At 73.5% G+C, this 19734-nt stretch carries 14 protein-coding genes and 1 pseudogene; 5 read left to right on the top strand and 10 right to left on the bottom strand.

Annotated elements, in window-relative coordinates:
- Positions 1–106 precede the first annotated feature (106 nt).
- Entirely contained in the window at positions 107–2686 is a 2580-nt protein-coding gene (gene pepN / locus ACFRQN_RS30980) for an aminopeptidase N (protein ID WP_380743561.1), read from the top strand.
- 153 nt (positions 2687–2839) lie between these two features.
- On the opposite strand, the gene ACFRQN_RS30975 is transcribed toward pepN, so the two are convergent.
- The 3 genes from ACFRQN_RS30975 to ACFRQN_RS30965 are packed head-to-tail and all read right to left on the bottom strand — an operon-like array spanning position 2840 to position 5457.
- Complete coding sequence (locus ACFRQN_RS30975; RefSeq protein WP_030238515.1) at positions 2840–3067, bottom strand: hypothetical protein; 228 nt, start codon at positions 3065–3067, stop codon at positions 2840–2842.
- Between the two features lie 9 nt (positions 3068–3076).
- Positions 3077–5260 (bottom strand): 4-alpha-glucanotransferase, encoded by a 2184-nt coding sequence (gene malQ, locus ACFRQN_RS30970; protein ID WP_380743559.1) that lies wholly within the window; start codon positions 5258–5260, stop codon positions 3077–3079.
- Positions 5261–5310: 50 nt separating this feature from the next.
- On the bottom strand, positions 5311–5457 hold the full coding sequence (locus tag ACFRQN_RS30965) for a hypothetical protein (RefSeq protein ID WP_380743557.1): 147 nt from the start codon (positions 5455–5457) through the stop codon (positions 5311–5313).
- 358 nt (positions 5458–5815) lie between these two features.
- On the opposite strand from ACFRQN_RS30965, the gene ACFRQN_RS30960 reads away from it, so the two are divergent.
- The gene (locus ACFRQN_RS30960) at positions 5816–9724 is read left to right on the top strand and encodes a beta-N-acetylglucosaminidase domain-containing protein (RefSeq protein WP_380743563.1); all 3909 of its coding nucleotides are present in this window, start codon (positions 5816–5818) and stop codon (positions 9722–9724) included.
- A gap of 291 nt (positions 9725–10015) precedes the next feature.
- Here ACFRQN_RS30960 and ACFRQN_RS30955 read toward each other — a convergent pair.
- Positions 10016–10525: pseudogene (locus ACFRQN_RS30955) on the bottom strand (HNH endonuclease); the annotation flags it as partial.
- A gap of 494 nt (positions 10526–11019) precedes the next feature.
- Between ACFRQN_RS30955 and ACFRQN_RS30950 the strand changes: the two are divergent.
- Both ACFRQN_RS30950 and ACFRQN_RS30945 read left to right on the top strand, forming a co-directional pair.
- Complete coding sequence (locus ACFRQN_RS30950; protein WP_380743555.1) at positions 11020–12189, top strand: mechanosensitive ion channel family protein; 1170 nt, start codon at positions 11020–11022, stop codon at positions 12187–12189.
- Positions 12190–12428: 239 nt separating this feature from the next.
- Complete coding sequence (locus ACFRQN_RS30945) at positions 12429–13619, top strand: glycosyltransferase (protein ID WP_380743553.1); 1191 nt, start codon at positions 12429–12431, stop codon at positions 13617–13619.
- Here the strand turns inward: ACFRQN_RS30945 and ACFRQN_RS30940 are convergent.
- Genes ACFRQN_RS30940 through ACFRQN_RS30915 form a run of 6 tightly spaced genes read right to left on the bottom strand, consistent with a single transcriptional unit; the run spans position 13616 to position 18083 of the window.
- Entirely contained in the window at positions 13616–14077 is a 462-nt protein-coding gene (locus ACFRQN_RS30940) for a low molecular weight phosphotyrosine protein phosphatase (protein ID WP_380743551.1), read from the bottom strand. The two genes, ACFRQN_RS30945 and ACFRQN_RS30940, sit on opposite strands and share 4 nt — an antisense overlap.
- 20 nt (positions 14078–14097) lie before the next feature.
- Positions 14098–15240: a DegT/DnrJ/EryC1/StrS family aminotransferase gene (locus ACFRQN_RS30935; RefSeq protein WP_380743550.1), complete on the bottom strand. Its 1143-nt coding sequence runs from the start codon at positions 15238–15240 to the stop codon at positions 14098–14100.
- A gap of 16 nt (positions 15241–15256) precedes the next feature.
- Positions 15257–16255, bottom strand: a complete 999-nt coding sequence (locus tag ACFRQN_RS30930; RefSeq protein ID WP_380743548.1) for an ATP-grasp domain-containing protein — start codon at positions 16253–16255, stop codon at positions 15257–15259.
- Positions 16256–16266: 11 nt separating this feature from the next.
- Positions 16267–17238: a dTDP-glucose 4,6-dehydratase gene (gene rfbB / locus ACFRQN_RS30925; RefSeq protein ID WP_380743546.1), complete on the bottom strand. Its 972-nt coding sequence runs from the start codon at positions 17236–17238 to the stop codon at positions 16267–16269.
- Positions 17239–17271: 33 nt separating this feature from the next.
- Positions 17272–17826: a dTDP-4-dehydrorhamnose 3,5-epimerase family protein gene (locus ACFRQN_RS30920; RefSeq protein ID WP_380743544.1), complete on the bottom strand. Its 555-nt coding sequence runs from the start codon at positions 17824–17826 to the stop codon at positions 17272–17274.
- The gene (locus ACFRQN_RS30915; RefSeq protein ID WP_380743542.1) at positions 17823–18083 is read right to left on the bottom strand and encodes a hypothetical protein; all 261 of its coding nucleotides are present in this window, start codon (positions 18081–18083) and stop codon (positions 17823–17825) included. The genes ACFRQN_RS30920 and ACFRQN_RS30915 overlap by 4 nt, the downstream gene beginning before the upstream one ends.
- Before the next feature lie 249 nt (positions 18084–18332).
- Between ACFRQN_RS30915 and ACFRQN_RS30910 the strand changes: the two genes are divergently transcribed.
- Positions 18333–19610, top strand: coding sequence for a transcriptional regulator (locus ACFRQN_RS30910; RefSeq protein WP_380743540.1), 1278 nt, complete (start codon positions 18333–18335; stop codon positions 19608–19610).
- The last annotated feature ends 124 nt before the right edge of the window (positions 19611–19734 follow it).

Raw genomic sequence — 19734 nt, 5'->3', positions numbered from 1 at the left:
GGCACGGGCTGATCGCCCGGGCCCGCCCCGCCTGTGATTTTTCGGCCGCCCCGTCCGTTGGACGTGCGAGGATTCGGACCATCAGTCTGACAAAGGAGTGCAGCGAGTGCCCGGCACAAACCTGACCCGTGAGGAGGCCCGCACCCGGGCCGACCTCCTCCACGTGGACGCGTACGACATCGAGCTCGACCTCGGTTCGGCCCGCGAGGGCGGTACCTTCCGGTCCACCACCGTGGTCCGGTTCACCGCCACCACCCCGGGGGCGGAGACCTTCATCGACCTGGTCGCCCCGAGCGTCGAGGAGATCACCCTCAACGGCGTGCGGCTCGACCCGGCGACCTTCGCCGACAGCCGCATCCCGCTGCCGGGCCTCGCCGCCGAGAACGAGCTGCGGGTCGTCGCGAACTGCGAGTACACCAACACCGGTGAGGGCCTGCACCGGTTCGTCGACCCGGTCGACGGCGAGACCTACCTGTACACCCAGTTCGAGGTGCCGGACGCCCGCCGGGTCTTCGCCAACTTCGAGCAGCCCGACCTGAAGGCCGCGTTCGCGTTCACCGTGACCGCGCCGGAGGGCTGGGTCGTGGTCTCCAACTCGCCGACCCCGGAGCCGGTCGGCGAGGGCGACACCCGGGTCTGGACGTTCGAGCCCACCGGCCGGATCTCCACCTACATCACCGCGCTCGTCGCCGGCCCGTACGTCGGGGTCTTCGACACCTACGAGAACGGCGAGCAGAAGGTGCCGCTGGGCGTCTACTGCCGGCCCTCGCTGCGCGAGTTCCTGGACCCGGAGGCCGTCTTCGAGGTCACCAAGCAGGGCTTCGACTACTTCCAGGAGAAGTTCGACTTCCCGTACCCGTTCGCCAAGTACGACCAGCTCTTCGTCCCGGAGTTCAACGCCGGCGCGATGGAGAACGCGGGCGCCGTCACCCTGCGCGACCAGTACGTGTTCCGCTCCAAGGTCACCGACGCCGCGTACGAGGCCCGGGCCGCGACGATCCTGCACGAGCTCGCCCACATGTGGTTCGGCGACCTCGTCACCATGGAGTGGTGGAACGACCTCTGGCTCAACGAGTCCTTCGCGACCTACGCCGAGGCGGTCTGCCAGGCCGAGGCCCCGGGCTCCAAGTGGCCGCACTCCTGGACCACCTTCGCCAACCAGATGAAGACCTGGGCGTACCGGCAGGACCAGCTGCCGTCCACCCACCCGATCATGGCGGACATCAACGACCTGGAGGACGTCCAGGTCAACTTCGACGGCATCACCTACGCCAAGGGCGCCTCGGTGCTCAAGCAGCTGGTGGCGTACGTCGGCCAGGACGCCTTCTTCCAGGGCGTGCAGGCGTACTTCAAGCGCCACGCCTGGGGCAACACCCGGCTCAGCGACCTGCTCGGCGCCCTGGAGGAGGCCAGCGGCCGCGACCTCAAGGCCTGGTCCAAGGCCTGGCTGGAGACCGCCGGCATCAACGTGCTGCGGCCCTCGATCGTGCTCAACACCGACGGCGAGATCGAGTCCTTCGCGGTGCTCCAGGAGGCCCCCGCGCTGCCCGCCGGCGCCAAGGGCGAGGCCGTGCTGCGGCCGCACCGCATCGCGATCGGCCTGTACGAGCTGAACGGCGACGCGCTGGTGCGCACCGACCGGATCGAGCTGGACGTCGACGGCCCGCGCACCGAGGTGCCCGAGCTGGTCGGCCGGCACCGCCCGGCCGTCGTGCTGCTGAACGACGACGACCTCTCGTACGCCAAGATCCGGCTGGACGAGGACTCGCTGGCCGTCGTCACCGAGCACCTCGGCGGCTTCACCGAGTCGCTGCCGCGCGCGCTGTGCTGGGCCTCCGCCTGGGACATGACCCGCGACGGCGAGCTGGCCGCCCGCGACTACCTGGCGCTGGCGCTGTCCGGCATCGGGCGCGAGAGCGACATCGGCGTGGTGCAGTCCGTGCACCGCCAGGTCAAGCTCGCCCTCGACGCCTACACCGACCCGCAGTGGCGCGAGCAGGGCCTCGACCGCTGGGCCGCCGCCGCGGAGGAGCACCTGCGCGCCGCCGAGCCCGGCAGCGACCACCAGCTGGCCTGGGCCCGCGCCCTCGCCTCGGTCGCCCGTACCGACGGTCAGCTGGGCCTGCTCGCCGGGCTGCTGGACGGCTCGGTCGAGATCAAGGGCCTCGCGGTGGACACCGAGCTGCGCTGGACCCTGCTGGTGCGCCTCGCCGCCACCGGCCGGGCCGACGAGGCCGCCATCGCCGCCGAGCTGGAGCGGGACAACACCGCGGCCGGCCAGGAGCACGCGGCCACCTGCCGCGCCGCCCGGCCGACCGCCGGGGCCAAGGCGGAGGCCTGGGCGTCGGTGGTGGAGTCCGACAAGCTGACGAACTATGTGCAGGAGGCCGTCATCGCCGGCTTCCAGCAGTCCGACCAGCGCGAGCTGCTCGCGCCGTACGCGGCGAAGTACTTCGCGGCGGTCAAGGGCGTCTGGGAGACCCGCAGCCACGAGATCTCGCAGCAGATCATCGTCGGGCTGTACCCGGCCCTCCAGGTGACGGCCGCGACCCTGGAGGCCACCGACGCGTGGCTGGCCTCGGCCGAGCCGGCCCCGGCGCTGCGGCGCCAGGTCGTCGAGGCCCGGGCGGGCGTCGAGCGCGCGCTCAAGGCCCAGGCGGCCGACCGTGCGGGGGGCGGCCGCTGACGGTCTCCTCGCAACCGCGAAGGGGCGCCGGACGGGATCGTCCGGCGCCCCTTCGGGGTCTTGCGGGCCTTGCGGGTGGTGCGGGCCATGCAGGTCGTACGGGACCTGCGGGCCCTGCGGGTCGTGCGAGTCCTGGGGACGTCTGCGCGGGTGTTACTTCTTCTTGCCCTTGCCGTAGGGCAGGCCCGCCAGACCGGCGATCACCGCGAAGGCGACCAGCGGGAGAAACACGTACAGGCCGAGGGTCTGGCCCACACTCAGGCCGGAACCGGGGTCATCACCGTCGTCCCTGGTGAAGGCCATGGCGGGCGACGACAGCAGCATCATCAGCGTGACCGTTGCGGAGACCGCGCCGGCTCGCAAAGCGTTCCTCTTGTCCACGTTTCCAACTTACCCGCCGCTTACGGGGGCGCGCTCGTCGGGGTCGGTCGGGTGGGACGGGAGGACGTGCCTCGGGGCCGACCCGGCGGAACCGCGCGGGGCCAGGAGCCGGGCGAGCAGGCCGGCGGCGGGGGCGGTGGCCAGCCGTTCGAGGGTGACCGGGTCGCCGGAGCCGTCCGCGACCGGCAGGCGCCAGTTCGGGTACTGGTCCCAGGTGCCGGGCAGGTTCTGCGGGCGCGGGTCCCCGACCAGGTCCGGCAGCCAGACCCCGACCAGCTCGGCCGGGGTGGCCCGCAGGAAGCGGTACAGCACCGGCATCGTCAGCGGCTCGCCCTCGGCCAGCAGCCCGAGCCGGCCCAGCTCGGCCCGCCAGTCCGCCAGCTCCGCCGCCGCCTGCCCCTGCTCCTCCCCCAGCGGCCGGGCCAGCAGGCCCAGCCGGTGCCGCAGCTCGACGTGCTCGCCGGAGAGCCGGGCCGCGGTGCTGGGCAGGTCGTGGGTGGTGAGGGTGGCCAGGCAGCCGGACCGCCAGCGGTCCGGGCCGAGGATCGCGCCGTCGCCCCGCCAGTCCCGCTCGAACCAGAGCACGGACGTGCCGAGCACCCCGCGCGCCGCCAGCTCCTCCCGCACCCCCGGCTCCACCGTGCCGAGGTCCTCGCCGATCACCGCCGTCCCGGCCCGGTGCGCCTCCAGCGCCAGCACGCCGAGCATCGCCTCGGCGTCGTAGCGCACGTACGCGCCCTCGGTCGGCGGGTGCCCCTGCGGCACCCACCAGAGCCGGAACAGGCCCATCACGTGGTCGATCCGCAGGGCCCCCGCGTGCCGGGCGGTGGCCCGCAGCAGCTCCGCGTACGGGGCGTAGCCGGCTTCGGCGAGCGCGTCCGGGCGCCAGGGCGGCAGGCCCCAGTCCTGGCCGTGGGCGTTGAAGGCGTCCGGCGGGGCGCCGACCGAGATGCCGCCGGCCAGCACGTCCCGCAGCGCCCAGGCGTCCGCGCCGTCCGGGTGGACGCCGACGGCCAGGTCGTGGATCAGGCCGACCGGCATGCCGGCCTCGCGGGCCGCCCGCTGGGCGTGGGCGAGCTGCTGGTCGACCTGCCAGGCGAGCCAGCGGTGGAACTCGACCCGCTCCTCCAGCTCCTTGGCGGCGTGCTCGACCTGTGGGCCGTCCGGGTGACGCAGCCCCTTCGGCCAGTGGTGCCAGTCGGTGCCGTGCTCCTCGGCCAGGGCGTTCCACAGCGCGTGCCGGTACAGCCACTCGCCCTCGCGGAGCCGGTACGCGTCGTACTCGGCCTGCCGCCCGGGGCCGCGCGGCACCTCGTGCAGCAGCTCCAGGGCCTCGCGCTTGAGCTGCCAGACGGCGTCCCGGTCGATCAGGGCGTCGTGGACCAGCACCTCGTCGCGCAGCCGGGCGGCCCGCCGGGTCAGCTCCTCGGCCTGCTCGCGCCCGGCGCCGGTCAGGTAGGCGTACTCGGGGACGGCCTCGATCCGCAGGTGCACCGGGTCGGCGAAGCGGCGCGAGGACGGGCGGTACGGGGACGGGTCGGAGGGGGCGCCGGGCAGGGCCTGGTGCAGCGGGTTGATCTGCACGAAGCCCGCGCCGAGGCCGGCTCCCGCCCACCGGGCCAGCTCGACGAGGTCCCCGAGGTCGCCCATGCCCCAGGAGCGCTCGGAGAGCACGGAGTACAGCTGGGCGAGGAACCCCCAGCTGCGGCCCGGGAGTTGCGGCAGCCGCTCGGGGGCGACCACCAGCGCGGCCCGCGCGGTCCTCGTGCCGGTTTCCGCCACCAGGACATGCATTCCCAACGGCAGGTCCCCCGGCACCCAGTGCGAGTGCCCCCGGGGCAGCTCCCAACTCCCGCCGTCCTCCAGCTCCACCCGCAACCGGGCGTCCGCCGGCACGTCCAGCGCCGTCCGCCGCCCCTGCCGGACCACCACGCACGGCGGCAGCAACCGGGCCCGCTGCTCGGCCCGGTGACGCTCCAGCGCCTCCCCCACCTCCTGCGGCGACCCGGCCGCCACCCCCATCGCCCCCAGCACCGCCACCAGCGTCCGCGCCCCCACCGCCTGCCCGCCCGGCCCCGGGTACCGGACGTCCACCCCGTACGCCCGCGCCAGCGCCACCAGTTCGGCGGGCGGCGGCGGGGCATCCTGCGCCGGTACCTGCTCGGCTCCGTCACTGTCGTGGTAAGCGGCCACTCGCGGCTCCTGCGATGTCTCGGCAACGCCCGTTCAGGACAGCCACAGTCCTACCCGCGTGACACCACGATCACCCAGCGCGACACGACGCCGGCGGGCGGACCCTCGGGGGCGGGGGCGGGTCGGCAGGACTTCAGAGCGTCGGTGTGGAAGGTGTCGGCGTTCGCCGTGGTCGTGTCGCCGCCCTCCTTGTCCATGGGTGAGGACCTCGCCGTCCTTCAGCTGCTCCGGGCCTGGAGCAGGGCCGCGGTGGCAGGCGACGGGGGGTCAGCGCGAGGGCCGACCGTACAGGCTGGGGACGGCCGCCGCCCGGGATGTGCCGTGAAGCCCGCCGAGCCCGGTGCCCGCGGGTGTTTCCGGGCTGGTCCGACATGCAATGAAACGGCGCAAAACGGTCATAGCAGTCGGCGGCGTTGACACCGGATCGGCCAGCTGGTGGGGTTGCGGACGATGTGGTCGTGGCCTGGCGAGGAGGCTCCTGTGCAAGCCCGAGTGTCCGTAGCGGCCGGGCGGCGGCTCAGGTCGCAACTGGAGCAGAGTCCGGCGTTGCGGGAGGTGCTGCAGCACCCGGCGGCGGAGGCGGCGCGGCGGGCCACGGCGCGGACGTGCCGTCAGTTGGCGCCGCGGACGGCGGACCGGCTGATCGCCGATCTCAAGGGCACCGAGCCGCTGTTGGCGTCGGTGCGCGAGGAGCGCGCGGACCGGGCGGACCGGGCCGGGCGGCCGGGGCGGCGGGCGATGCAGATCGCGGCCGGGGTAGCGGCCGCGGCGGTGGTCGGCGGGCTGCTGGCCGGTTCGCTGCCGTCGGCGGCGTACGCGGCGGCCACGGCCGCCTCGACGGCCTCGGACGTGGTGAGCACCGCGCCGCAGACGCCGCTGGGCAGCGTGACCGACCCGAAGGTGTTCCCGAAGCCGCAGCAGCAGACCGTGGCGGGCAAGCCCGTCGCGGTGCCGTCCGCCGTGACGCTGGTGAGCGCGCCCAAGGCGGACATCGGCGCGGTGCGGGCCGTCCAGGAGGTGCTGGAGGTCGCCGGGGCTGGCGAGGTGACGCCGCGTCCGGACGGCGGGACGCCGACCGCCGGGACGCTGGTGGTGTACGTCGGCGGGCCCGCCGAGGGCGCCGGCGGCGAGGTGGACCGGGTGCTGCGGCAGCTGTCCGCCGCCGCGGGCGGCAAGGACGGCGCCGGGCCGACGACCGCGGGGATGCCGGCCGGCGGGTACGTGCTGTCGGCCGGTCAGCTGCCCGCCCAGGGCGGCGGGACGTACGGCGCCGTGGTGCTGGCCGGCGTGGACGCCACCGGCACCTTCTACGCCGCGCAGAGCCTGCGTCAGCTGCTCGCCGCCGTACCGGCCGGGCAGGGGCAGGCGCCGGGTGCGGCCGGGCTCGGCCTGCCCGGGATCACGCTGCGGGACTGGCCGACCGGCGCCCCGGTGCGGGGCATCACGGAGGGCTTCTACGGCACCCCGTGGACCGCGCAGCAGCGGCTGGAGCAAGTCGACTTCCTGGGCCGCTCCAAGCAGAACTTCTACCTCTACGCGCCCGGTGACGACCCGTACCGGCTCTCCCGCTGGCGCACCGCCTACCCCGCGGCCCAGGCCGAGGAGCTGCGCGAACTGGGCTTCCGGGCACGGCAGAACCACGTCGCGCTCGGCTACGCGATCGACCCGGGGCAGTCCCTCTGCTTCAGCTCCGGCAAGGACGTGGACGCCCTGGTGAACAAGCTGGACGGGCTGCGCAAGCTCGGCTTCACCGCCTTCCAGCTGCAGTTCCTGGACGTCAGCTACGACGAGTGGCACTGCGGCGACGACCGCGACGAGTACGGCACCGGGCCCGCCGCGGCCGCCAAGGCCCAGGCCGAGCTGGTGAAGAAGGTGCAGGACCGGCTGATCGCGAGGAACCCGGGCCTGGCGCCGCTGTCCGTCGTCCCCACCGAGTACCACCAGCAGGGCTCCACCCCGTACCGCAAGGCGCTGGCGGCGGCCCTGCCGGAGCGCGTGCAGGTGGCCTGGAGCGGGGTCGGGGTGATCCCGGAGAAGATCACCGGCGCCCAGGCCTCGGACACCGCCGGGCTGTACGGGCACCCGCTGCTCACCATGGACAACTACCCGGTCAACGACGCCACCCCGGACCGGCTCTTCCTCGGCGCCTACACCGGGCGCGACCCGGAGGTGGCCACCCGCTCGGCGGCGCTGCTGACCGGCGCGATGCAGCAGCCGGTGGCCTCCCGGATCGCCGTGTCGACGGCCGGCGACTTCGCCTGGAACCCGGCCGGCTACAAGCCGGACGAGTCCTGGCAGGCCGCCGTGCGCTCGCTGGCCGGGCCGACCGGCGCGGCCCCGACGCCCGTCGGGACGGCGCTGTCCGCCGTCACCGCGCTGGCCGGGAACAGCACCTCCTCGCCGCTGTCCAAGCAGGAGTCCGGCTACCTGGCACCGCTGCTGGACCGGTTCTGGGCGGCCGCCGAGCCGACCTCCGGCGCCGCCCCCGACCTCGCCCGGCTGATCGAGGCCGCCGCCCCGCTGCGGGACGCCTTCGCCACCATGGCCACCGCCCAGCAGACCCTGGCCGGCACCCCGGCCACCACCCAGCTGGCCGGCGAGGCCGCGCCCTGGCTGGGCCCGCTGCGCGACTACGGGCTGGCCGGGCAGTCCGCCCTCGACATGCTGCTGGCGCAGCACGGCGGCGACGGCGCGGCGGCCTGGAAGGCCCGGGTCGAGCTCAACCGGCTGCGCGAGCAGCTGGACCGGGCCCCGGCCACCGTCGGCGCCGGGGTGCTCGGCCCGTTCCTGGACCGTGCCGTGCGCGCCGCCGACAACTGGTCGGGCGTGGGCGGCGGCGCCGCCACCCCGACCACCACCCTGGGCACCGCCCAGGACCACCTGCCCGCGCTGATGACCGACGGCGTGGCCGACACCTTCTACTGGAGCTCCGCTCCCCCGCAGCCCGGCGACGCCGTCGGCCTGGACCTCGGCGCGGGCCGCCCGGTCAGCGGCGTGACCGTGCTGATGGGCGGCTGGGGCAACGGCCCGGACGCCCGGACCGCCGCCGACGACTACATCCGCGACGGCGTGCTGGAGTACTCCACCGGCGAGGGCGGCTGGAAGCAGCTCGCCACCGTCAAGAACCAGAAGACGGTCAGCGCCCAGCTCCCGCCGGGCACCGTGGTCCGGGCGGTGCGGCTGCGGGCCACCGCCGCGCAGAAGACCGCCGTCGCCGTGCGCGAGTTCACCGTCACCGCCCCGGACGATTCCCCGGCCAGCGTCAGCGGCGGCCCCGACGCGGTGCCCGGCTCCTCCGCCGCCGCCGTGCTGGACGGCAACCCGGACACCGCGTACCGGGCCGCCAAGGCGCCGACCGCGATGGACGAGCCGCTCACCGTCGAGCTCGGCGCGGCCCGCCCGCTGGACCGGCTCACCGTGCTGACCGACCCGTCCGTGCGCGCCACCGCCACCCTCGCGGTGCGCCGGGCCGACGGCACCTGGGCCGACATCGGCACCGTGCAGCCCGGCTACAACGAGCTGTCGGCCGGCGGCCAGCCCGCCGACGCGTTCCGGCTGACCTGGAAGCCCGGCGGCGACCCTCCGGTGGTCAACCAGGTGATCCCCTGGTACGCGGACGCCCCGGCGGCCCGGCTCAGCCTCTCCGACCCGGCCCTGGACGTGGTCACCGGCGCCTCCGCGCCCGTGACCACCCGGGCCACCGTGGAGGCCGGCCGCCCCGAGGGCACCACCGGCGAGCTGCGCACCGAGGTGCCGGCCGCCGCCAAGGGCCTGACCGTGGCCCCGGCCGGCCCGGTGACCGTGCCGCGCGGCGGCCGGGTGGGCGTGCCGCTGCTGGTCAGCGCCACCGCGGAGACGCCGTCCGGGACGTACCGGGTGCCGGTGCAGTTCGTGGCCGGCGGCACCACCGTCCGGCAGGTGCTCCAGGTGCACGTGGTGCCGCCCACCGGCGGCCCGGACCTGGCGCTCGGCGCCAAGGCCACCTCCTCGGGCGACGAGACGGCGAACTTCCCGGCCTCGGCGGTCACCGACGGCGACCCGAAGACCCGCTGGTCCTCCCCGGCCAAGGACGACGCCTGGGTGCGGCTGGAGCTGCCGCAGGCGACCAGGCTGGGCTCGGCGGTGCTGCACTGGCAGGCCGCGTACGCCGCCTCGTACAAGATCCAGGTCTCGGCGGACGGGAACACCTGGACCGACGCCGCGACGGTGGACAACGGCAAGGGCGGCGACGAGACGGTGCGCTTCGACGCGCCCAACGTCCGGTACCTCCGGGTGCAGGGCGTGGCGCGGGCGACCAAGTACGGCTACTCGCTGTGGGGCGTCGAGCTGTACGCGGTGACCCCGCCGGCCGCACCGCAGCCCCCGGCCGGCCAGGGCGGCGGCCAGACCGGCCAGCCCGGCGGCGCGCCCGGGACGCCCGCGACACCTCCGGCGGCGGCGGGCGGGACCGCGCCCAAGCCGTAGCCGTGGCCGTAGCCGTAGCCGTGGTGGCCGTCGCCGGGCCCGGTCACGGGTGGGCGGAAACGCGGCGGGCCGCCGGCTCCCCGGTGCGGGGGGCTCGGCGGCCCATGAGGCGCGTACCGACGGTGTGACGGGCGGGCCCTTGTGGAGCTGTGGTCAGGCGGAGAGCGGTTCGGGCTGCTCACCGCGGCGGACGGGGGCGGGGTGGCCCGAGTGGGCCCGGCCGAGCGGGACCGGGTGGACCGGCTGCTCGGTGCGGTCGTGGTGCTCGTACTCGCCCCACTGCGGGGCGCGCAGCTGGTCCGCGCCGCCGTAGGGCTCCAGGTAGGGCCGCCACCGCGGGTCCTTGATCCCGGTGCCGATGATGCGCCAGGCCAGGCCGCTGGGCGGCGCGGGTGGTCGTTTCATCCGCCAGCCGAGTTCGGTGAGGTGGCGGTCGGCCTTGGTGTGGTTGCAGCGGCGGCAGGCCGCCACCACGTTGTCCCACCGGTGCTGGCCACCGCGGCTGCGCGGGATGACGTGGTCGACGCTGGTGGCGGCGGCCCCGCAGTAGACGCAGCGGCCGTGGTCGCGGGCGAACAGGGCCCGGCGGGTGAGCGGGACGGGCCCGCAGAACGGGACCCGGACGAAGCGGGTCAGACGGACGACGGACGGCGCCGGAAGGGCGCTGGTGGCGCTGTGCAGAGTGACTTCCGAGTCCTCCAGGCTGACCGCCTTGTGGTTGAGGACCAGGATGAGTGCGCGGCGCATCGATACGACGCCGAGTGGCTCGTAGGACGCGTTGAGGACCAGGACATGCGGCACGGATGCCTCCTTGGACGCCTGCGGCGCGTGGCTCGCGCCGGGACGAGCGGTTGGATCGCGCCACTCGTGCGCGATCTCCCCCAGTGTCGCCTTACGCCTTTGTACGGCGCCACCACTCCTGTGTAACGGACCTGACGCGAACTCCGGGTGTGGTCTCTGTCATAGCCGGTATGCCCGGGGGAAGGTCGGGTTGCACCCGGGTGGCGGTGCGACGGGTCCCGGTGACTCCGGCGGGTCGCCCGCCGGGGGCACGGTTCGGCCGTCCGGAGCAGCGCCCCTCCTGCCCCGGACGGCCCCGGAGCCCCGGTTCGGGGGGAGCGTACGGGGGCGTTGACGGGGCGTTCGACACGCTCCGTACGCCCTTGGGCACACCCGTGCGGGGTTCCGGCGTGTCCGGGCCAGCCCGCGGCGGCGGATAGGCTGACGCCCACGGTCCGCGGGCCGCTTGCCGGCGGTGCGGGCCCACCACGCACCCCAGCCAGGAAGGTCCGCACGTGTTCAGCTCCGGTGCCACCGGTCCGTCCGACGCGTCCTCGACGCTCGCCAACCCGACCCCGGCCCCCAGCCCCACCGCGCAGCTGCCCGAGCTCGACCTGCGGATCCCGACCAGCGCGCAGGAGGTCTCGGACACCACCCGGCAGGCCGCCAGCTGGTTCGACACCCACTGGCAGGGCTGGGTGGCCTCCGGGCTGCGGATCGTCTTCATCATCGTGCTCGCGCTGGTCCTCCGGGCCGTCGTGCGCAAGCTCATCACCCAGCTGATAGGGCGGATGGCGCGCACCTCCGAGCACCAGGAGGAGAGCCGGCTGGGCGGGCTGCTGGCCAACACCGGGGTGGTGAACACCGAACGGCGCCAGCAGCGCTCGGAGGCGATCGGCTCGGTGCTGCGCAGCGTCGCCTCCTTCAGCATCCTGGGCACGGCGGCGCTGATGGTGCTCTCCGCGCTGGGCGTGAACCTGGCGCCGCTGCTGGCGAGCGCCGGTGTGGCCGGTGTGGCGATCGGTTTCGGCGCCCGGAACCTGGTCACCGACTTCCTCTCCGGGGTCTTCATGATCATGGAGGACCAGTACGGCGTCGGCGACGAGATCGACACCGGTGTCGCCACCGGCACGGTGCTGGAGGTCGGCCTGCGGGTCACCAAGCTGCGCGGCGGGAACGGCGAGATCTGGTACATCCGCAACGGCGAGGTGAAGCGGATCGCCAACATGAGCCAGGGCTGGGCGACCGCCTCGGTGGACGTCCAGGTCGGGTACAAGGAGGACCTGATCCGGGTCGAGGACCTGATCCTGGCGACGGCCGAGGAGATGGCCAAGGAGGCCCCGTACGACGAGCTGATCTGGGCTCCGGTGTCGATCCTGGGCGTGGAGTCGGTCGCCTCGGACTCGGTGGTGCTGCGGGTCGAGGCCAGGACCGCCCCGGGCAAGGCCGCCTCCGTCTCCCGGGCGCTGCGCCAGCGGCTGAAGGTGGCCTTCGACGGGGCCGGGATCAAGGTCAAGGAGGAGGTCGCCGCAGTGACGGCCGGGGCGACCGGCGTGGTGATCGCCCCCTCCCCGGTCCCGGCCGCCGAACAGGCCGCACCCGCCGACCGGGTGGCCGAGCCCGTTCCGGCCCAGGCCCCGGTCCCGGCGGCGGCCCGGGCGGCGGACGACGCGTCGAAGCCGTAGCGGTTCGGCCGCACGGACACGGACGAAGCCCCGCTCCCACCACAGTGGGGGCGGGGCTTCGTGGTGTCCGGCCAGAGCCCTCCTCGCACTCTCGACACCGGACCGGAGCCGCTGGACTCCGACCGCCGACGCCCTCGGTCTGCCGTGCCCGCGATCGGGCGGCCGCGGGTACGTCTGGCTCTGATCGGACGTCAGATCGAGTGGGTGGACGGCTCCGTCGGCGCTGGTATGTTCCAGGCGTGAACCGCGACACCAGCGATCTCGTCTCCCGCCTTGGCCGGCCTCTTCGACTGATCGTCACCGGCGGTGGAACGGGCGGCCACACCTATCCGGCCCTCACCGCGATCCGCGCCCTGCGCTCGCGTCTCGCCGGGGTCGACGGCGCCCTGGACGTGCTGTGGATCGGCACCGCCACCGGCCTCGAGGCCAAGGTCACCGCCGCCGAGGACATCCCGTTCAGGACCGTCGCCACCGGGAAGATCCGGCGCTCCGCCAACCCGCTCAAGCTGGTGTCGCCCGCCAACGTCAAGGACATGGGCCGCGTCCCCCTGGGCGTCGCGCAGGCCCGTTCCGCGATCGCCGGGTTCGGCCCGGACGTGGTGCTCGGCACGGGCGGCTACGTCGCCGTGCCGGTCGGGATGGCCGCCCGGATGTGCCACCGGCCGCTGGTGGTCCACGAGCAGACCGTCCGACTCGGCCTGGGCAACCGGGCCCTGGCCCGGATGGCGACCCGGGTCGCGGTCTCCTCCGAGTCGACGCTCCGGTACCTGCCCGAGTCCGCCCGTGCCACCGCCGTGGTGACCGGCAACCCGGTCCGCCCGGAGGTGCTGACCGGGCAAGGTGAGAAGGCGATCCAGGCGCTCGGCCTGTGGGGCTTCGACCGCGCCCTGCCGACCGTGTACGTCACCGGCGGCGCGCAGGGCTCCCAGCAGATCAACGAGCTGGTGAGCGAGATCCTGCCGTGGCTGCTCGGCCACGCCAACGTGGTCCACCAGTGCGGGCCCAGCCACGAGGCGGGGCTTCGGGAGCGGGCTGCGGCACTGCCGGAACACCTGCGCGCCCGGTACCTGGTGACCGGCTTCGTCGGCCCGGAACTGCCGGACGTGCTCGCCCTCGCGGACGTGGTCGTCTCCCGCAGCGGCGCGGGAACACTGGCCGAACTGACCGCGCTGGGGCGGGCCGCGGTGTTCATCCCGCTGGCGACGTCGGCCGGGAACGAGCAGGAGCACAACGCCCGCCACCTGGCCGATGCCGGCGCGGCGGTGGCCCTCCTCGGCCGGGCCGCCCCGGACACCCTCCAGGCGGCGATCGCCCCGCTGCTGACGGACCCGGCCCGCCGCGCGGACATCGCGCGACAGGCCGCCGAGCACGGCCGGCCGGACGCCGCCGACCGCCTCGTGGACGTACTGCTGTCGGTCGTGGGCCGCTAGTCCTCCAGGTCCGGCAGGTGCCGGACGGCGCCGGCCTGGATGGTGTCCACGCACACCTGGTAGGCGGCGTAGTCGCTCTCCCAGGGGTCGGGCACGTCCTCGCCGCTGACGTAGAGGTCGAGCTTGCCTGCGGCCGGGGTTCCGTCCGCCATGGTCCTGAGTTCGGCGAGGACGGCGTGGTCCATGGCCAGCACGGCGTCCGCCCAGTCGAGCATGCGGTGGCTGACCTTGACCGCGCGGTGGTCACGGATGTCGTACCCGGCGTCCTCGGCGGCGCGGATCGCGTTGCTGTGCGCCGGACCGCCGACGTGGCGCTCGCGCAGCCCGGCCGAGCGGACCTCGACCTTCTCCCCGCCGGTGTGGGCGAGGACCGCGGCGGCGAGCGGCGAGCGGTTGTGGTTGCCCAGGCAGACCACCAGGATGCGGTGGCGCTTCGGGTGGCGGAACATCTCACTCATCTTCGGCTCCTTGGTGTCGGTCACGCGGCGGCCTTGATCGCGTCGGCGAGCGCGGCGACCGTGTAGCGGACGCTGTCGTGGGTCATGGCGGGGTGGAACGGCAGGCCGAGGATCCGGCCGGCGACCTGTTCGGTGACCGGCAGGTCCCGGTGCCAGGCCGAGAACGCGGCTTGGGTGTGGTTGGGCGGGTAGTGCACGGCGACGCCGATGCCGTGCTCCCGCAGGTGGCGGAAGACCTCGTCGCGGTGGTGGTCGAGGACCACCACGCAGTTGAACGGCACGGTGTTCACCACGTCCACGTCGACCAGGCGGGCGCCGTCCAGGCCGGCCAGTTCGGCCTGGTACGTGCGCCACAGGTGCTGGCGGTGTGCGGCGGTCTGCGGGAAGTGCTTCAGCTGGGCGACGCCGATGGCGGCATTCAGCTGGGACATGTCGAAGCGCATCCCGGGGCCCTGGACCTCGTAGGAGGTCATGGCGGCCCGGGCGTCATTGGACTGGACGATTCCGAACAGGCGCAGGCTGCGGAGGGTGTCGGCTTCCTCACGGGTGCGGGGAATGATCGTGCCGCCCTGGCCGGTGGTGAGGTTCTTGATCGGGTCGTGGGAGAAGCAGGTCAGCACGGCGGGGTCGGCGCCGACTATGGTTCCGTCCGGGCGGCGGGAGCCGAAGGCGTGGGCGGCGTCCTCGATGATCTGGATGCCCCGGTCGGCCAGGTGGTCGCGGATCGGGGTGAGGTCCACGGCCCGGCCGCCGTACAGCACGGGCATGACGGCGCGGGTGTTCGGAGTGAGGGCTTCGAGCACGGTGTCCGGGGTGACGGCCAGCATGCCGGGGTCGATCTCGGCGAAGCGGGGTGCGGCGCCGCTCCAGGTGATGGCCTGGACGCTGGCGCAGAAGGTGAGGGAGGGGAGGACGACGTCGTCACCGGGGCCGATGCCGATCGAGCGCAGAGCGAGGTGGAGGGCCGTGGTGCCGGAGTTCACGGCGACGGTGTGGGTGACGCCGATCAGGTCGGCGACTCCGGCTTCGAACTGGTCGGTGGCCGGGCCGTGGCCCCACTGGCCGCCGGGGAGGACGGCGGCCAGTGCGGCGGCTTCGGTGCCGTGCAGCAGCGGCGCGGCGTTGCGCTCGACGCCCGGGGGCCGCGTGGTGGTCGAGGCCAAGGCGGGTGCTCCTTCGTCAGAGCGTGCCGGAGACGGCACGGGACTCGGTGGACATCACGGCGACGTACTTGGTGAGGAAGACGCCGCCGCGGTAGGTGAGCCGCCGATGGTCGACGGGCTGCTGGAAGAGGCCGTTCAGGGTCTGCCGGACCAGGTCGGCTCCGGCTTCCTCGGCGAGCAGGAATCCGGCGGCGAACCGGGCGTTGATCTCGGTGATGACCACGCGCGGGTCGGCGCCGTCGGTGATGAAGCCCTGGACGTCCACCGGGCCGACGGCGCCGATCGCCCGGATCGCCTCGGCGACCCGCTTGGTGGCCTCCGGGTCGTCGATCGTGACAGCGACCATCGACATGCCGGCCTGGACCATCAAGCGCCGTCGCAGGATCGCGGAGGTGCGACCGTTGCGGTCCGTCAGGCAGTCGGCGGAGAACTCCACGCCCCGGACGCGCTGCTGGACGATCGGGGCGGGCACGAGCTCGCACAGCACGCGGGCCTGTTCGCGGGTCCGACAGAAGTGCACGTCCTTGGAGCCCTGGCCGCGGCGCGGCTTGACGACCAGTTCGGTGCCATCGGGGGTCTGGCCGATTCGGTCGGGCAGCCAGGTCTGCGGAGTGGGCACCCTCGCGGCGCGCATCGCCTGGTGGAACTCCCACTTGTCGCCCGCGGTGGTGACGCTGGCCGCGGGCGGCAGCCAGGTTCGTACTCCGGCACGTTCCAGATGGCCGCGCAGGTGGACCAGCTGCGGAAGCTCGTTCTCGACGCAGCAGATCAGGGCGTCCGGCTTGAGGTCGTGCACCAGCTCCATCAGGTCCGCGGCGAACAGCGGGCTGTCGGCGCGGGCGATGGTGCGGGCGGTGATGCCGGGGGCGAGCAGGCCCGGCGCGAGGGGGTTGGAGTCGGTGCCGATGACCTCGTGGCCGAGCTTGAGGAGGGTGAGCGCGAGGTCGAGGCCAGGGGCCCCGCCGATGCCGGTCACCAGGATGCGGCGGAGCTCCGCCGGGTCAGGGGTGTTCACCTCGCGGCCTTTCACGCGGCGGCCCGCGCGGTGGCGGTCTGCCACCAGTCGGGGTTGCTGCGGTACCAGTCGACGGTCTCGGCGATGCCGGCCGCCAGGTCCTGCCGGGGCTGGTAGCCGAGCTGGGCGAGCTTGCCCCAGTCCATGGAGTACCGGATGTCGTTGGCGGCCCGGTCGGGCACGTAGGTGACCTGGTTCCAGGTGGCGCCGGTGGCACGCAGGAGCATGCCGGTCAGCTCGATGGTGGTCAGGTCGGTTCCGCCGCCGATGTTGTACGCCTGCCCGGGGATGCCCTTGTGGAGGACCAGCTCCACTCCGGCGCAGTTGTCGGTGACGTGCAGCCAGTTGCGGACGTGCTCGCCGTTGCCGTGGACGGTGGCCTTCTCCCCGGCCAGCAACCTGGTGACGAACAGCGGGATCAGCTTCTCCGGGTACTGGCGGGGCCCGTAGTTGTTGGAGGAGCGGGTCACGCACACCGGCACGCCGTAGCTGGAGTGGTAGGCCAGGGCGATCATGTCGGAGGCGGCCTTGGACGCTGAGTACGGCACGGTGGGGTTCAGCGGATCGGATTCGAAGGCGGTTCCGGTGGGCAAGGAGCCGTACACCTCGTCGGTCGAGATGTGGACGAACTTGCGCGTGCCGATGCGGCGGGCGGAGTCGAGGAGCGTCTGCGTGCCGAGCACGTTGGTGGAGACGAAGTTCCCGGCGTCGGTGAGGGAGCGGTCGACGTGGGACTCGGCGGCGAAGTGGACCACGGCGTCGTGGGTCTCCATCAGGGCGTCGACCAGGGTGCGGTCGAGGATGTTGCCCTGGACGAAGGTGAACTTCTTGGAGTCGGTGATGCCGTCGAGGTTGCCGAGGTTTCCCCCGTAGGTGAGGGCGTCCAGGACGGTCACCTTGGCGATGTCGTCGGCGTCGACGAGGCGGCGGGCGAAGTGCGATCCGATGAAGCCGGCACCGCCGGTGACGAGGATGTTCTCCATGGGAGTCACCAACTGGGTGAGGCATGGCGAGGGTCAGGCGGAGTAGGCGGGCAGCAGGTTGCGGTCGAGGGCCTCGACGAGGCTCAGGCTGTTGCCCACGACGATGGAGGCGGGCTCGGGCGGCCACTCGATGGCGAGGTCCGCGTCGAGCGGGTCGATCGTCAGGAACTTCTCAGGACGGTGCAGCTCGCTGAGCAGGTAGGTGACGCTGGAGCGGTCCGCCAGAGCGAGGGTGGCGTGCCCGACGCCGGGCGGCACGAACAGCGAGGTCCGCCGCTCGGCGTCGAGGTGTTCCAGGTGCCAGCTGCCAAATGCGGCCGATCCGGTACGCAGGTCCACCAAGGCGTCGAGGACCGCTCCGTCGGTGCAGGTGAGGTACTTGGCGTGGCCGGCGGTGGCGACGCTGATGCCGCGGAGCGCGCCGAGGCGGGACACGACGGTGTTGACCTGGGCCAGGCGGAATGTCCGGCGGGTGGCTGCACGGAACGCGTCCTCCCGGAAGAACTCCTGGAGTTCGCCGCGGACGTCGTGGTGGGCGTTCGCTTCGAAGGCGAACGCCCCGGGGACGGCGAGTGGACGGGCCCTCACCGGCGGCCGTCCTCGGCGAACCAGTCCGGCGCGCTGGTCGGGACCGCCCCTTCGAGGTGGGTCTCGGCGTGGTGGACCAGCAGTCCGAGCACACCGAGGGCAACGACGTTGAGTGCGGCCCAGGACGCGGTGAGGAACGCCCCGAGGCGGTCGTGGTCGGCGGGAACAGGGCGCGCGGGACCGCACACACCGCTGGTCGGGGTGGTACCGGGCAGCGGTGCCGGGCCGGCGAGCGGGTCGGCGGTAATCCGAGGCATGGGTGAGAAGGCGGTGGCGAGTACGCGCATGGCGAGGAAACCTTCGAGGGGCAGGGTCGGACGGGAGGCGTCAACGGGCCCGGGGTGGGGAAAGCCAAGGCTTCGCTCGACGGCCCGACTTACTGATAGACAGTCAACTCCTGGATCCACCAACAGCGCTGGCGCCATTGAAGGGGCCATTTTCTCCGCGGGGGCCGCTTAGGGGGGCCAGGTTCGGGCACTGGACAGTCAGATGCGCAGGGAGCAGGCATGATGGCACCGGACGGCATCGGCGTACTGCTGCGGGAGCGCCGCGAAGCCACTGGCCGTTCGCGCGAAGAGCAGGCCCTGTTCCTGGTGCGGCTCCAGGACGGGGAACCGTTCGACGCGGGGAACTTGAAGCGGTGGGAGAAGGAGAAGCGGCTTCCGACTCCCCGGTGGTACCAACTGCTCGCCGAAGGCTACGAACTGACGGTCCAGGAGATCGTCCGGGCGGTGACCGCCTCCAGGCGCTGGCGCAGGGCAACCCGTCATGCTGACGGCGTTGACGGAGAGGAGGAGACAGCGGTGAAAAGGCGGAGCTTTCTCAGTGTGGCAGCACTGGCAACGGGAATCACGGCGGTGCCCGGCATCGCCGAAGCGCGGACGGGTATCAATGCGGGACTCTCCGGCTCCGATGCCGGCGACCTCGCCTATCTCGACGGGGCCTTCGAGCGCCACCGCGGCGGCTACCACGGGCGCTCACCAGTCGTCGTCCTCGACCAGATGAAGGCCGACCTCAACCTCCTGCGCGACGTACTGGGACGCCCGCACCCCGCCGGCATCCGTACCGACCTCGCGCGCACGGCGGCCGGCATCACCGGGCTGGTCGCGATCATCCAACACGACCGCGGCGACCAGCGCGACGCGCACGGCTGGTTCGCCACCGCCGAGCAGGCCGCCCGTGAATCCGGTGACAAGCAGATGCTCGCCTGGGTGCTCGCCCGCCACGCCATGGTCCCCCTGAACTACGGCGCTTCGAACGCCGCAGCCAACCTCGCCGCCCGCGCGCGGGCCGAAAGCGGCGACGCACCGACCGCCTCGGCGGCCCTGGCCGCCGCCGTCACCGCCCGCGCCCTCGCCTCCGCCGGTGATCACCAGGGCGCCCTGCGAGCCGTCGCAGACGCCCGTACCATCGCCGAGCGTCTGGACGGAACCCAGGCTGCCGACACCTGGTTCGGCTACCCGATGCAGAAGCACCACGTGCACCTGAGCCAAGCCTTCACCCTCATGGGCCACACCCGCGACGCCTACGCCGAGCAGGAAGCCGCACTCGCACTCACCCATTCCCCGTCAATCATGGTCCGGGCGCTCCTGGAGATGGACGCCGCCACGTGCCTGTGCTCCGACGGCGACCCCACCAGTGCCGTGGACAAGGCCGTCGACGTCTGGGAGAAGCTGCCTCCCGCGTACCGCGGCGGATTGATCCGCACCCGCGCCGAAGCCCTGCGGCAAGTCCTGCCCGGGGCAGCACATGACCGCCTCGAGGAGGCCCTGGCCACTCCGTAGTTTCCGCCGTGCCGCGCCGACCGGCTCGTCGGTACTTGGAACGGTCAGCCGCTGCGGTCTCGCACCGGGACCAGGACGCCCCATTCCTCATCTGTTCCCTGTTCACCCCGCATTGGTTCCGTTC

The sequence above is a fragment of the Kitasatospora sp. NPDC056800 genome, from assembly GCF_042789775.1.
In the GTDB taxonomy this organism is placed as follows: Bacteria; Actinomycetota; Actinomycetes; order Streptomycetales; family Streptomycetaceae; genus Kitasatospora.
This window is presented reverse-complemented; position numbering and strand designations above follow the sequence as displayed.

Bases quoted from the DNA above. Each gene is read 5' to 3' on its own strand.
- ACFRQN_RS30940 (WP_380743551.1), bottom strand. From the start codon at position 14,077: ATGAGTGAGATGTTCCGCCACCCGAAGCGCCACCGCATCCTGGTGGTC.
- ACFRQN_RS30910 (WP_380743540.1), top strand. From the start codon at position 18,333: ATGATGGCACCGGACGGCATCGGCGTACTGCTGCGGGAGCGCCGCGAA.
- ACFRQN_RS30965 (WP_380743557.1), bottom strand. From the start codon at position 5,457: ATGGACAAGGAGGGCGGCGACACGACCACGGCGAACGCCGACACCTTC.
- rfbB (WP_380743546.1), bottom strand. From the start codon at position 17,238: ATGGAGAACATCCTCGTCACCGGCGGTGCCGGCTTCATCGGATCGCAC.
- ACFRQN_RS30915 (WP_380743542.1), bottom strand. From the start codon at position 18,083: ATGCCTCGGATTACCGCCGACCCGCTCGCCGGCCCGGCACCGCTGCCC.